14 protein-coding genes are annotated in these 13689 nt (G+C 35.2%); 7 read left to right on the forward strand and 7 right to left on the reverse strand.

Annotated features, from left to right (window positions below; genetic code table 11):
- Positions 1-18 precede the first annotated feature (18 nt).
- Genes ACYQ5R_RS01815 through ACYQ5R_RS01845 form a run of 7 tightly spaced genes read left to right on the forward strand, consistent with a single transcriptional unit; the run spans position 19 to position 7058 of the window.
- Positions 19-1734 carry a TonB-dependent receptor gene (locus ACYQ5R_RS01815; RefSeq protein ID WP_460189195.1) on the forward strand — a complete coding sequence of 572 codons (1716 nt, stop codon included), beginning with the start codon at positions 19-21 and terminating at the stop codon, positions 1732-1734.
- A gap of 40 nt (positions 1735-1774) precedes the next feature.
- Complete coding sequence (gene lspA / locus ACYQ5R_RS01820) at positions 1775-2269, forward strand: signal peptidase II (protein ID WP_460189196.1); 495 nt, start codon at positions 1775-1777, stop codon at positions 2267-2269.
- Between the two features lie 19 nt (positions 2270-2288).
- Positions 2289-2981: a Dph6-related ATP pyrophosphatase gene (locus tag ACYQ5R_RS01825; RefSeq protein ID WP_460189197.1), complete on the forward strand. Its 693-nt coding sequence runs from the start codon at positions 2289-2291 to the stop codon at positions 2979-2981.
- Positions 2982-3029: 48 nt separating this feature from the next.
- Complete coding sequence (locus tag ACYQ5R_RS01830) at positions 3030-4454, forward strand: M20/M25/M40 family metallo-hydrolase (protein ID WP_460189198.1); 1425 nt, start codon at positions 3030-3032, stop codon at positions 4452-4454.
- A 4-nt stretch (positions 4455-4458) separates the two neighbouring features.
- A complete protein-coding gene (locus tag ACYQ5R_RS01835) occupies positions 4459-6075 on the forward strand; it encodes an amidohydrolase (protein WP_460189199.1) in 1617 nt (538 codons plus the stop codon).
- A complete protein-coding gene (locus ACYQ5R_RS01840) occupies positions 6075-6731 on the forward strand; it encodes a uracil-DNA glycosylase family protein (protein ID WP_460189200.1) in 657 nt (218 codons plus the stop codon). Before ACYQ5R_RS01835 ends, ACYQ5R_RS01840 begins: the two co-directional genes overlap by 1 nt.
- 18 nt (positions 6732-6749) lie before the next feature.
- A complete protein-coding gene (locus tag ACYQ5R_RS01845; RefSeq protein ID WP_460189201.1) occupies positions 6750-7058 on the forward strand; it encodes a DUF6122 family protein in 309 nt (102 codons plus the stop codon).
- Here the strand turns inward: ACYQ5R_RS01845 and trpA are convergent.
- From trpA to ACYQ5R_RS01880, 7 genes are read right to left on the reverse strand one after another with little or no spacing between them, the layout of a single operon-like run.
- The gene (gene trpA, locus ACYQ5R_RS01850) at positions 7055-7822 is read right to left on the reverse strand and encodes a tryptophan synthase subunit alpha (protein WP_460189202.1); all 768 of its coding nucleotides are present in this window, start codon (positions 7820-7822) and stop codon (positions 7055-7057) included. The genes ACYQ5R_RS01845 and trpA overlap by 4 nt on opposite strands.
- Positions 7815-9005 carry a tryptophan synthase subunit beta gene (gene trpB / locus ACYQ5R_RS01855; RefSeq protein WP_460189203.1) on the reverse strand — a complete coding sequence of 397 codons (1191 nt, stop codon included), beginning with the start codon at positions 9003-9005 and terminating at the stop codon, positions 7815-7817. The genes trpA and trpB overlap by 8 nt, the downstream gene beginning before the upstream one ends.
- Positions 9002-9643, reverse strand: coding sequence for a phosphoribosylanthranilate isomerase (locus tag ACYQ5R_RS01860; protein ID WP_460189204.1), 642 nt, complete (start codon positions 9641-9643; stop codon positions 9002-9004). Before ACYQ5R_RS01860 ends, trpB begins: the two co-directional genes overlap by 4 nt.
- Positions 9643-10434, reverse strand: coding sequence for an indole-3-glycerol phosphate synthase TrpC (gene trpC / locus ACYQ5R_RS01865; RefSeq protein WP_460189205.1), 792 nt, complete (start codon positions 10432-10434; stop codon positions 9643-9645). Before trpC ends, ACYQ5R_RS01860 begins: the two co-directional genes overlap by 1 nt.
- 4 nt (positions 10435-10438) lie before the next feature.
- A complete protein-coding gene (gene trpD / locus ACYQ5R_RS01870) occupies positions 10439-11428 on the reverse strand; it encodes an anthranilate phosphoribosyltransferase (RefSeq protein WP_460189206.1) in 990 nt (329 codons plus the stop codon).
- Positions 11428-12003 carry an anthranilate synthase component II gene (locus ACYQ5R_RS01875; protein ID WP_460189207.1) on the reverse strand — a complete coding sequence of 192 codons (576 nt, stop codon included), beginning with the start codon at positions 12001-12003 and terminating at the stop codon, positions 11428-11430. The genes trpD and ACYQ5R_RS01875 overlap by 1 nt, the downstream gene beginning before the upstream one ends.
- Position 12004: 1 nt before the next feature.
- On the reverse strand, positions 12005-13396 hold the full coding sequence (locus ACYQ5R_RS01880) for an anthranilate synthase component I family protein (protein ID WP_460189208.1): 1392 nt from the start codon (positions 13394-13396) through the stop codon (positions 12005-12007).
- Positions 13397-13689 lie beyond the last annotated feature (293 nt).

The following is a 13689-nucleotide window of genomic DNA, read 5'->3' on the forward strand; positions in this document are numbered from 1 at the left end:
CAAAGAATCAGATTTACAATGAAAAATTTATTTAGCATAACCCTAATTTTCTTGTTCGCCGCTACTCCTTTTGCTCAGCAAGAAAGAGATACGTTAAGAACTGATGAAATTGTGGTGGTTAAACCATATACACCAACTATTTCAGATGCCTTTAAATTAAAAGATAATCCGAGTATAGATAATAACAATCAACAGAAAGACAGCATTACGTACTCGTTTTTCTCTGTTCCTGTTGCCTCAACCTTTACTCCTAGTAAAGGAAAAGCACAGAGTGTTGTACGTGAACCAATCGATAAGATTTACGATAATTTTGTGGCTGTAGGTTTTGGTAATTATACCACACCACATGTTGAAGCTTTTGTACATAGCAGTAGCAGCAGATCAAATGATTTTGGTGCCTTTTTAAAACACCATTCTTCTAGTGGTGGAATTAAAGATGTTTTGGTAGATGATAATTTTTCAGACACTCATTTAACTTTATTTTACAAACAGTTTGAACGTGATTACAATTGGGAAACACAGCTTGGCTTAAATCATCAAATATTTAACTGGTATGGTCTTCCACAAGACATTACTTACGACGATAATTTTATTAGTTCAATTGACTCAAAGCAGTCTTATTTAAATGTTTTTGCCAATGGTAAAATCAGATTTGAAAGCGGAATTTTTAAAGGAGGAGATCTTAAGATCAACTATTTTGGAGATGATTACAGCAGTTCAGAAATTCAAGCTAGTGTGACTCCCGAAATTGAATTCCCAATTTCTTCAGAACTAATAAACATGCCAACTAAATTAGAATACATCACAGGGTCTTTCAATCAAAATTATCTGACCAATGATGATATTAACTACAGCTTTTTAAATATTGGTGCTAGTCCTGGATTAGAAGTTTTGAGAGACAATTTATCAATTAATTTAGGAGCAAGAGTATATTATAGTTTTGATTTAGAAAATCAAGAAAATCAATTTTACGCTTATCCAAATATAACTGCTTCATACAAAATCATGGAAGAAGCATTAATTGCTTATGTAGGCGCAACAGGAGATTTAGAACAAAATAGTTATAGAGAATTCACTCAAGACAATCCTTTTGTAGCTCCAACTTTAAACATGCAGCAAACAGATCAACAATACAATGCATTTTTAGGAGCTAAAGGTAAATTGGCTGCGAATGTTGGCTATAACTTTAAAGCTTCTTATCAAAGCGAAAGAAACAAAGCAATGTTTATCAATAACCCTACTAAAACAGATGGCACCATACTTCCTACAAATGCTTATGAAGCAGGAAACTCTTTTGGGGTAGTATACGATGATGTAAAAACCTTAGGAGTAGCAGCTAATTTAGAATTTTATATTTCTAAAGAATTGACAGTAGATGGTAATGTTACCTATAACAACTTTACCACAGACGAGCAATCTAAAGCATGGAACCTTCCAACACTTACTGCAACTGCCAGTGCAAATTACACCACAAAAAAATGGTATGCCGGTGCAGACTTATATTTTGCTAATGAGCGCTATGATTTTGTAGTTCCGTTTGGTGGCACTCCAGAAGAGGTAAAGTTAGATGCCTATGTAGATTTAAATTTAAATGGAGGCTATAAGTTTACTGATAGATTATCTGCGTTTGTAAGACTAAATAATATCATTAGCACCAACTACGAGCGTTATACAAATTTTGAAGTGCAAGGAATTCAAGCACTAGGTGGTGTTATATATAAATTTGATTTTTAACTTTGTGGTACAGCAATTAATCGACTAGAGGCGTACTCACATGAAATTTGCCCCAACCAAACGAAATGTTTTATTTATTTCTACTGTTGTTATTGGCGTACTCATCGACCAATACTCAAAATATTGGGCTCAATCAAATTTGATTAAAAATGAAGTAGTTTCAGTAATAGACAATCTACTATCGTTTAAAATAATGATGAATACAGGTGGTGCTTTGAGTTTTGGCTCAAATCATTCTCCTCTGATTAAAGGAATTTACTTTCAAATAATACCAGCCTTATTCTTATTATACTTGATTCGATTTATATATAAAAATTCAGACTTCTCAAGACTCACAACATTTGGAGCTGGTTTTGCAATTGCAGGTGGTATTAGCAATATTATAGATCGTCTTTCTAGCTCAGAAGTTGTAGATTTTATTCTCATCGAAAAAGGATTTTTAAATGCCGTCGTTTTTAATTTGGCAGATGTCTTTTTAATTTTTGGAATTCTAATTACCATTATCGGTATCATTTTAAATTGGAAAAAAATTTAAGACTTTACATTTAGAAGTAATGCAAGAAAAAACCTTTTTTAATTGGAGCTCTGGAAAAGATTCTGCTCTAGCTTTATACAAACTCAAATCCCAAAATATTGCTGTAGACAAATTGGTAACTACAGTTAATAAACACTACCAACGAGTTACCATACATGGACTACCCATCGATGTTTTAAAAGCGCAAGCGACTTGTTTAGATATTCCTCTAGACACCATTGAATTACCAGAAAAGGCCACTATGAAAACATATGAAGAAAGGTTAGGCAAAAAGTATGAATGCCTCAAAAATCAAGGTTACACTCACACTGCATTTGGCGATATTTTTTTAGAGGATTTAAAAGACTATCGCGAAAAACTGATACAACCATATGGATTCAAAAGTCTCTACCCTCTTTGGAAAATTGATACTAGATCGTTATTGCAAGAATTTCTAAGTTTAGGATTTAAGACGGTCATTATTTGTGCCAACACCAATTTAGTACCAGCACATTTTGTTGGAAAAGCAATCGACCAAACATTTTTAGAAAGTTTACCCAAAAACGTAGATCCGTGCGGCGAAAATGGTGAATTCCACACCTTTTGCTTTGATGGCCCAATTTTCAAATCCCCTGTTTCTTTTAAACTTGGTGAGAAAACATTTAGAAATTATCCTGCTCCAACTTCAGGTAGCAAGGAAGTAACCTACTGTTTTCAGGATATAATTCTGTAAACTTCTTTGCTATTTACTACCTTTAGCACTTACAAAACAAACAACCTAATGAAACACTTCAACCTTTTGGCGATAGCAGCTATTTTTTTCATGGCTTGCTCGCCAAACAACACCTCTAAAACCACAGTTAATAATGCTACGCATCCAAAAGATTCTATTCAAATCAAATCCATTTTTAATAAGGGGTTAACCGAAGGAAAATCCTATGAGTGGTTGCGTGATTTAACTCAAAATATCGGTGGAAGATTATCAGGTTCTCCAGAAGCTCAAATGGCTGTAGAATGGGGAGAACGAATTATGAAAGAAGAAGGATTTGAAAATATAACCTTGCAACCTGTAATGGTGCCTCATTGGGAACGTGGCGAAAAAGAAGAAGCCTACTATACCATTAATGGACAAAAAACAGAGGTTGCTATTTGCGCATTAGGTGGCTCTATAGCAACAAAAAGCACAGGAATAACTGCAGAAGTTATTGAAGTAAAAAGTCTTGAAGAAGCAGAGCAATTAGGAGATAAGTTAAAAGGTAAAATCGTCTTTTTTAATCGTCCGTTTGATGCGACCCTTATCAATACTTTTAGAGCCTATGGTGGTTGTGTTGACCAACGATTTTCAGGCGCTCGTATTTGTGCTCCCTTTGGTGCCGTAGGTACAATTGTGCGCTCAATGACCTTGAGTATTGATGACTATCCGCATACTGGCACCATGAGCTATGGTGATATTCCAGAAGAGCTATATATTCCAACTGCAGCAATCAGCACAAAAGCTGCAGAGCAATTAAGTGCCGATTTAAAAGAGAATCCGAATCTCAAATTTTACTTTAAGCAAAGTTGCAAGACCTTACCAGACGCTCCTTCTTTTAATGTAATTGGAGAAATTGTAGGTACTGAACATCCAAATAAATACATCACAGTTGGCGGTCATTTAGACTCTTGGGATTTAGGTGAAGGTGCGCACGATGATGGAGCAGGTATAGTACAATCTTTAGAAGTATTACGCTTGTTAAAACTATCAGGCATCAAACCTAAGCATACCATTAGAGTCGTATTGTTTATGAACGAAGAAAACGGAACTAGAGGCGCTAAAAAATATGCAGAAGAAGCCAAATTGAAAAAAGAAATTCATGTAGCTGCCTTAGAATCTGATTCAGGTGGATTTACACCTCGTGGATTTTCTTATGATGGAAATGAAGATAACAAAGCCTTGTTTATGAGTTGGAAGTCACTTTTAGAACCTTATGGTTTACACGATTGGTCTAAAGGAGGTGCTGGCGCAGATATTTCTCCCTTAAAAGATGGCACCATTACCTTAGCTGGTTACAGACCTGATAGCCAGAGGTATTTTGATTATCATCATACTTCAATAGATACTTTTGAACAAGTAAATAAAAGAGAATTAGAATTGGGTGCTGCTGCAATGACTTCATTAATTTATTTAATGGATACATATTTAGATGTTGAACCCATTAAACAATAGAACCATGAAATCTATAATATATGTGGCATTGACTCTTTTAATTTGGAGTTGTGCGTCAAAAGAAGAGGTTGATTTAATAGTAACCAACGGTAACATTTATACGATAAATGATACTTTTGAATCAGCAGAAGCCTTTGCTGTTAAAAATGGAAAGTTTATAGCAGTGGGAAGTGTCAAACAGATTCAGAGCAACTATAGTACTTCTAAACTTATCGATGCAAAAGGTAAAGCAATCTTCCCAGGGTTGATAGATGGTCATTGCCATTTTTATGGTTTAGGAACCAATATGTTAGCGGTTGATTTAATGGGAACAAATAGCTATGCGCAGATTTTAGAACGTGTACAAAATTTTCAAAAAGAACGTCAGGTGTCTTATATCTATGGCCGTGGTTGGGATCAAAACGATTGGGAACTAAAAGAGTTTCCCACAAAAAAAGAATTAGATGCTCTTTTTCCAAATACACCAGTTGCGCTTGAACGTGTAGATGGTCATGCTATTATTGCAAATCAAGCTGCGCTAGATTTAGCCTCTGTTTCTAATGATTTTGAAATAGCTGGTGGAGAAGTTATTCGCTCAAATGGACAATTAACTGGAGTTCTGCTTGATGCAGCAGCAGATTACGTTTTAGCAAAGAGACCTGAATTTACTACAACAGAAAAAATAGCGGCACTCAAACAAGCAGAAAGAGAATGCTTTTCATACGGACTAACGACAGTGACTGATGCGGGATTAGACAGATCTGTTATTGAATTGATAGATAGCCTTCAACAAATAAATGAGTTAAAAATGCGCGTATATGCCATGGTTAGTGGTACTACAAAAAACTTAGATTACTATTTAGAAAAAGGTCTTTATAAAACAGAACGATTGAATGTTCGTTCTTTTAAAATTTATGGTGACGGAGCTTTAGGCTCAAGAGGGGCTACTTTAAGAAAACCATATAGCGATAGAGCACATCATCATGGTACATTAAGCAATAGTATAGAATTCTTTGAAACAACTGCTAAACGCATTGCGAAATCAAAATTTCAAATGAATACACACGCCATTGGAGATAGTACCAATCATTTACTTTTAGACATTTATAAAAGAGAATTAGAGGGCCAAACAAATCGTAGATGGCGCATTGAACATGCGCAAATTGTTTCGCCAGAAGATTTTGAGAGTTTTAAGAATGTTATTCCTTCTGTTCAACCAACCCATGCCACAAGCGATATGTATTGGGCCGAAGATAGATTAGGAGCAGAACGTTTAAAAGGTGGTTACGCTTTTAAAGACTTGCTTAAACAACACGGTAAAATAACATTAGGCACGGATTTTCCGGTAGAATATGTAAATCCTTTTTTAACGTTTTATGCAGCAACTGCAAGACAAGACACCAAAGGTTATCCTGAAGGTGGTTTTCAAATTGAGAATGCTTTAACCCGTGAAGAAACAATTAAAGGAATGACTGTTTGGGCTGCTTATGCCAATTTTGAAGAAAACGAAAAAGGGAGTATTGAAGTGGGTAAATTTGCAGATTTCACCATTTTAGAGAACAACCTTATGGAGGTTGATTTAAAAATAATTCCAGACACAAAAGTAATTGCTACCTATGTAAATGGTGAAAAAGTGTATTAATGTTTAAACACAAACTCCCATATGCTCCATTTATTTTTGAAGACACAGAAAAACTGATTGTTGGCACCTTACCGCCTCCTCGGTTTAGTACCGGTGAGTTATTGCCTCAAGATGTTGATTTTTGTTATGGAAGTTTTTACAATTCCCTATGGTTGTATATCGATAAAATCTATGCCCTCAATTTAGAATACAACAATACTCATTTGGCCATAGAACAGCGCAAGAATTTCTTGCGCAAACATAAAATCGGAGTTTGCGATATCGTAGACTCTTGTACACGAGAAAAAATTGATGCCTCGGATGTAGGAATGAGAAACGTCCAACTAAGAGATTTAATTGGATACATAAAAAAACATCCTAGTATCCACACACTTCTTTTCACAGGCGGAAATTCTATGAATGGTCCAGAGTATTTCTTTAGAAAACATTTAAAGGATTATAATTTAAAATTAGATTTGGTTTCCAATGATATTCCAAGGTTACATCAAGTTAGATTGGAGAATAATCTAATTGTAAAAACCGTTTCACTTACCTCTCCCTCTGGCTCAGCAAATAGAGCAATAGGGAGCAATCCCCTATACAAGAAACGAAAACTAGAAAACCCAAAATACACCACGTTCGATTTTCGGGTAGATCAATACAGTGAGTGGTTTTAATAACTGTACTTTTGCAATATGAACCTTAAATTCATCATCCATTACGGACTGCATTTTATAGCACCATTGTTAATTGCGTATCTTTTCTATAAAAAACAGTGGATGAAAGTCTCCTTGATTTTAGTTACCACTATGTTAGTAGATTTGGATCATTTATGGGCTAACCCCATTTTTGACCCTAACAGATGTAGCATTGGTTTCCACCCATTGCATTCCTATCCTGCAATCGCAATGTATTTAATTGGATTGATCCAGAAAAAAACAAGAATAGTAGCCATTGGGCTACTATTACATATGTTCGCTGATTGGATGGATTGTTTGCTCTAATTCAAAATACCATTTACAAAATCACCCGTCTTTTCTACTCCATGTTCTCCTAAGAACTTAATATAAGCCGACCCAATAATGGCACCATTCATATACTCACAAGCCTTGCTAAACGTATTGTTATTCGATATACCAAACCCTACTATTAATTTACTTTTTAGATTCATGGATTTGATTCGTTCAAAATAATTGATTTGTTGTTCAGAAATCTCTCCTTTTGCACCTGTAATAGAGGCAGAAGCTACTACATAAATAAAAGCCTCTGTCATGGCATCGATTTTACGTATTCGCTCCTCTGATGTTTGAGGCGTGACTAGAAATACATTAGAAATACCGTACTTAGCAAAAAGCGCTTTATATTTTGATTCGTATTCAATCATTGGTAAATCTGGCAAAATAACAGTGTCTATTCCACATGCAACACATTGTTCACAAAATGTAACTTCTCCGTATTTCAAAACCTGATTCAAATATCCCATTAACACTAAAGGGGTTTCATTTGTTTCTTTAATGGATTTTAATTGGTCAAATATCACATCTAAATTGATCCCATTATTTAAAGCCATCGAGCTACTATGTTGAATGGTAGGTCCGTCTGCCATAGGGTCTGAATAAGGCAACCCTACTTCAATAAAATCCACACCACTTTCTCCTAACTTTTCAATAATTGTTGTGGTATCCTCGAGGTTAGGAAACCCAGAAGTAAAGAATACCGAACATAGGTTATAATCTTTCTTACTAAATAATGCTTGTAACTTACTCATCTTTTAAATGCTTAATATAAGTTTCTAAATCTTTATCTCCTCTTCCAGATAAATTAATAATGATTACCTGATCTTTTGATATTTCCATTTTCTTTAATACAGCCAATGCATGTGCAGTTTCAAGTGCAGGAATGATCCCTTCTAATTTTGTTAGTTCATACGCAGACTCCAATGCCTCCGCATCTGTTGCATTCATAAAATCAGCCCTTCCACTCTCGTTTAAAAAGGCGTGCAATGGTCCGATTCCTGGATAATCTAAACCAGCAGAAATAGAATAAGGCTCTACCACTTGACCATAAGTATCTTGCATTAAAATGGTTTTAGCTCCATGTAATACACCAACATCACCCAATTGAGAAGTTGCAGCACTCTCGCCACTGTGCACTCCTAATCCAGCGGCTTCAACAGCAATTAACTGCACCTCCTTATCATCTAGATAATGATAAAATGCTCCTGCTGCATTCGAGCCTCCACCAACACATGCAATCACTGTATCGGGATTCTCTTTTCCTGTTTTTTCTTTTAATTGCCATTTCATTTCTTCACTAATAATGGCCTGTAAACGTGCCACCATATCAGGATATGGATGTGGTCCAACTACTGAACCTATCAAATAATAGGTGTCCTCAGGGTTTCCAATCCAATCACGAATGGCCTCATTTGTTGCATCTTTTAAAGTTTTGCTTCCACTTGTTGCGGGAACAACAGTAGCTCCAAGCATTTTCATACGTGCAACATTTGGAGCTTGACGCTTAATATCCGTCTCACCCATAAACACCACACAGTCCATATTCATTAAGGCGCACACAGTAGCAGTTGCAACACCATGCTGTCCTGCTCCAGTTTCAGCAATAATGCGCTTCTTACCCAATTTCTTTGCAATTAGGATTTGTCCAATAGTATTATTCACCTTATGTGCTCCTGTATGATTTAAATCTTCACGTTTAAGATAAATAGTACCACCATACTTTTCTGAAAGTCTAGGAGCCAAATATAAAGGCGTTGGACGACCTACATAGTCCTTTAGTAAATACGTATACTCTTTTTGAAATTCTTCAGAATTGATAATATCCAAATAGTTATCCTCCAATTCTTTTACATTAGGAAATAGAAGTTCTGGGATAAACGCTCCCCCGAACTGCCCATAGTATCCATTTTCGTCAACTTGAAATTCTGACTTCATATTTTTTGTTTTTTCACACTCTTAATGAATGAATGTAATTTCTCAATGTTTTTTACCCCAGGAGCATCTTCAAAACCACTGTTTAAATCTACTCCAACCATTTTTACATGTTGAAAATCCAAAACAGCATTTACATCGTTTACTCCTATACCACCACTTAGTAAAAATGGTGTGTTTCCGTTATATTTTTCTAGTAAATTCCAATCGTATTTTAATCCAGTTCCACCATACCCTACACCTTTTGTATCAAAAATAAATAGGTTACAAAACGGATCATAGGCTTTTGTTTTTTCAAAATCAAAGTGATCATCAACAGAAAACGCTTTGATAATTGCAACAAAATTGGGTGAAGTATCGGTGATAGCTCGCAATAAATTAGAGCAATACTCTACAGTTTCATCGCCATGCAATTGAACAACCTGCAAATCGCATTCTTTAATAATACGAATAACCTCACCTACAGATTCATTCACAAAAACTCCTACTTTCTTAATGGAGTTTGGAATCTTGACTTGTGGAAATTGCGATATATATCTTTTTGATTTACCGTAAAATATAAAGCCTATATAATCTGGCTTCAAATTTATTAGCTTTTCAACATTTTGCGCTTCGCGCATGCCACAAACCTTTATTTTCATTAGCCCAATTGCTTAATAAATTCTTGACACGAAAAACCTGGGTCTTCTGTTTTCATAAAATTCTCTCCAATTAAAAATCCTTGAAAACCATATTCTTTTAAACCTATAATAGTTCTTGGATCACTAATGCCACTCTCAGATACTTTAATGCTCGTATCTGGAATTTGAGAAGCCAATGCGATTGAATGTTCTAGGTCTACTTCAAAGGTTTTTAAATTGCGATTATTAATTCCTATAATCTTATTATCTAAGTCGCCAATCTTATCTAATTCTTCCTGATTATGCACTTCATATAATACATCTAATCCTAGGTCTTCTGCCAAATTTCCGTATTGACGTAATTGTTGCTCCGATAAACAAGCTGCTATCAATAAAATCACATCAGCACCAATGGCTTTTGCCTCAACAATTTGATAACCATCTACAATAAAATCTTTACGTAAAATTGGCTTTGTTGTATTTATATCTCTAGCTTTTACCAAATCTAAGATTGTACCACCAAAAAATTCTTGATCGGTTAATATAGACTGTGCAGCAACTCCAGCACTCAAATACCCTTCTGTTACCTCCTCAACTTCAGCTTTGTCATTAATAATTCCTTTTGAAGGTGATTGCCGTTTAAACTCAGCAATTATTCCAGATCCTTTAGGATCCAACAACGACTTTTTTAGTGAAATCGGTTCTCGTTGAAACCCCGGACTCTTGACCAATGTACTAACTTCTATCTCTGACATCACACGTGCAACTTCTTGCTTTTTGTGTGCAACTATGGTTTCTAATATATTATTCACAGTATTATTTTTTAACTAAATTATCTAAACACGCTTTCGCTTTCCCGCCAAATAGTGACTCTTTTGCCAATTCAAAACTATCTTGAAAACTCTTAGCATCATCCACAATTTGCAAAGCAATAGCCGCATTTGTTAACACCACACTATTTTGAGCCTCTGTACCATTTCCTTCAATGATATTCTTAAATATTGCAGCCGCTTCTTCAACAGAATTACCTCCATAAATATCCGACTGCTTAAAAGTCTTTTGGCCCAAATCTTCTGGATATATTAATTTTTCTCCAGAACGGGTAAACAACTTAAATCCACCGGTTAAAGAAATTTCATCATAACCGTCTAAGGCATGAACTACTCCATAATTAGAGTCTTCTTCTTGCAATATATAATTATACAATCGTGCTACTTCTAGATTAAATGTACCTAACAATTGATTTTGTGGGGAACTCGGATTTACCAATGGCCCTAACATATTAAAAAACGTTTTTAAAGCCAAGGCCTTTCGAGTAGGTCCTACTGCTTTCATTGCAGGATGAAAAAACGGGGCATGTAAAAAACAAATGTTCGCTTTTTCTAAATGTTGTTTTAAAATTGCTTCATCATTGGTAAACTCATATCCGAAATACTGCAACATATCAGAAGAACCCGATTTTGAAGACACCGAATAATTACCGTGTTTCGCTACCTTTTGACCTGTACCTGCAACAATAAACGAGGTCATGGTTGAGATATTAAAGGTGTCTTTTCCATCGCCTCCAGTACCTACAATATCTATGGTATTAAATTCAGATAAATCTACGGTAACTGCCAATTCCTTTAAGGCATCTCTAAAACCACCTAACTCATCTGCCGTAATAGGACGCATCATAAAAACAGTCATAAACGAAGCCAAATGCGCATCGTTGTATTTTTCTTGAGCAATATCGATCAATATTGATTTTGCTTCTTCTCTCGTTAATCGCTTATGCTGATATAAATTGTTTAAAATCTGTTTCATTACTTACTAGCATCAATAAAATTTCTAACCATTTGTTCTCCCACCTCCGTTAAAATTGACTCTGGATGAAATTGAACTGCACTAATCATATATTCTTTATGCTCAATGGCTTGAATTAATCCATCCTCATCTCTTGCTGTCACTATTATTTCTTCAGGAAAACCAACATCTGTTGCAGCCCAAGAATGGTAACGTGCCGCTAGAAATGATTCGGGAATATCTTTAAAAATGGTGGCATTGGTATCTGTAACTTTCATTTCTGTAGCAACCCCATGAAACACATCTTCTAAATTGATAATTGTTCCGCCAAAAACTTCAGTAATCGCTTGTAGACCAAGGCAAACTCCAAAAATGGGTTTTCTACCAGCATAAGTTGCAATAACCTCTTTCAAAATTCCTGCTTCATCAGGAATACCAGGTCCCGGTGATAACATAATTAAATCATAATTACCAACGGCTTCAACACTAATTTCATCGTTTCTGTAAACCGCAGGAAAAACACCAGTAATTTTTTCAACCATATGCACAAGGTTGTAGGTAAACGAATCGTAATTATCTATTATTAAAATATTCATCTTAAATCTCTTCTGCTAAAACCAACGCCTTTTTAAGCGCTGCTAATTTATTGTTTACTTCTTGTAATTCTTTTTGTTCGTCACTATGTATCACTATTCCGGCACCTGCTTGGTAATACAAGGTGTTATTTTTACTTACAAATGATCGAATAGCGATGGCTAAATTAACTGAACCATCTAAGCCAATTATTCCAACTGCACCTCCATAAAATCCTCTTTGCTGATTTTCATATTTATCTATCAATTCCATGGCTTTGTATTTTGGAGCACCACTTAAAGTTCCTGCTGGAAAAGTATCTCCAACAATCTCTATCGGATCCCCTTTAATTTCACCTTGTACGGTTGAAACCAAATGGATGACATGAGAAAAATATTGTACTTCTTTAAATACCTCAACATTTACATGATTGGCATGCTTGCTCAAATCATTTCGAGCCAAATCTACCAACATTACATGTTCCGCAGTCTCTTTTTTATCTTCCGAAAGAATCTTACCAAGTTTAATATCCTCGGCCATATCTCCTGTTCTTCTAAACGTACCTGCAATGGGATTAATAATGGCTTTACCATTGGTAATTTTAATTTGTGCTTCAGGTGAAGAACCCATTAACTTAAAACTACCGTAATCAAAATAAAATAAATACGGCGAAGGATTTATAGAACGCAACGCTCTGTACACATTAAACTCATCGCCTTTAAACGATTGCTGAAACTGACGTGACAACACCAATTGAAACACATCTCCTCTTTTACAATGTGCTTTTGCATTTCGCACATACTCAATAAAGTCTTGATTGGTGCAGTTAGATGTCTCATCACCCACCATAGCAAATTCTTGCGTATTAAAGGCCTGAGCATCTATAATGGTTTTAATTTCATCGATGCGTGCCTCAGTTCCTTCTTCAAGATTCTCAATCAATGTCATTTCATCATTAAAGTGATTGATCGCAATGATAAACCTGTAAAAACTATACTGTAAGAACGGAATAGCAGAAGGTGCTGGTGGATTTTTAAAAGCAATGGTTTCAAAATACTGCACACTATCATAAGTGGTATATCCATAAAGTCCGTTAAACGACTTTAATTCAGCGGGACAATCTAATGCAATACTCTGTGAGTATTCTTGAAAAAGCGTATTGAAATTACGACCTATTTCTTGGTCGGCGACCTTGTTTCCTTTATGAACCAATTGAAGACGATGCTCTTCAGTTTTAATGGTTACAACAGGCTCAATACAGATAAAAGAAAAGCTCTCTTCTTTACTGTGATAATCTGAACTTTCTAGCAACAGCGTGTTCGGATATTTATCTCGAAATCTCAAATACAATCCTACTGGAGTTACCGTATCTGAGATGCGTTTTTTGCTAAAAGTTTTAAAATTTAATTGTTTCATATTTCGTTTTCGTCATTCTGAATTTATTTCAGAATCTTTATTATGCGACACTTAAACTGCACTTCGACTTCGCTCAGTGTGACATATCTATATAAAAAAAGGCTTATCGTGAGATAAGCCTTTTTAATTTATTTTTAAATTATAACATACAAGGTATTTCTCACTTATGAATTAAGAGAGTTCCACCACCATATGTTTGTAATTCTTGTCATTTGTAATTGTATGACACAAATGTAAAATAGTTTTTAAACAATTCAAACAATTAGACTCAAATTATCAATAAAAATCTGAAT

Source organism: Urechidicola sp. KH5, from assembly GCF_054661455.1.

Bases quoted from the DNA above. Each gene is read 5' to 3' on its own strand.
- ACYQ5R_RS01815 (WP_460189195.1), top strand. From the start codon at position 19: ATGAAAAATTTATTTAGCATAACCCTAATTTTCTTGTTCGCCGCTACT.
- lspA (WP_460189196.1), top strand. From the start codon at position 1,775: ATGAAATTTGCCCCAACCAAACGAAATGTTTTATTTATTTCTACTGTT.
- ACYQ5R_RS01825 (WP_460189197.1), top strand. From the start codon at position 2,289: ATGCAAGAAAAAACCTTTTTTAATTGGAGCTCTGGAAAAGATTCTGCT.
- ACYQ5R_RS01830 (WP_460189198.1), top strand. From the start codon at position 3,030: ATGAAACACTTCAACCTTTTGGCGATAGCAGCTATTTTTTTCATGGCT.
- ACYQ5R_RS01835 (WP_460189199.1), top strand. From the start codon at position 4,459: ATGAAATCTATAATATATGTGGCATTGACTCTTTTAATTTGGAGTTGT.
- ACYQ5R_RS01840 (WP_460189200.1), top strand. From the start codon at position 6,075: ATGTTTAAACACAAACTCCCATATGCTCCATTTATTTTTGAAGACACA.
- ACYQ5R_RS01845 (WP_460189201.1), top strand. From the start codon at position 6,750: ATGAACCTTAAATTCATCATCCATTACGGACTGCATTTTATAGCACCA.
- trpA (WP_460189202.1), bottom strand. From the start codon at position 7,822: ATGAGTAAGTTACAAGCATTATTTAGTAAGAAAGATTATAACCTATGT.
- trpB (WP_460189203.1), bottom strand. From the start codon at position 9,005: ATGAAGTCAGAATTTCAAGTTGACGAAAATGGATACTATGGGCAGTTC.
- ACYQ5R_RS01860 (WP_460189204.1), bottom strand. From the start codon at position 9,643: ATGAAAATAAAGGTTTGTGGCATGCGCGAAGCGCAAAATGTTGAAAAG.
- trpD (WP_460189206.1), bottom strand. From the start codon at position 11,428: ATGAAACAGATTTTAAACAATTTATATCAGCATAAGCGATTAACGAGA.
- ACYQ5R_RS01875 (WP_460189207.1), bottom strand. From the start codon at position 12,003: ATGAATATTTTAATAATAGATAATTACGATTCGTTTACCTACAACCTT.
- ACYQ5R_RS01880 (WP_460189208.1), bottom strand. From the start codon at position 13,396: ATGAAACAATTAAATTTTAAAACTTTTAGCAAAAAACGCATCTCAGAT.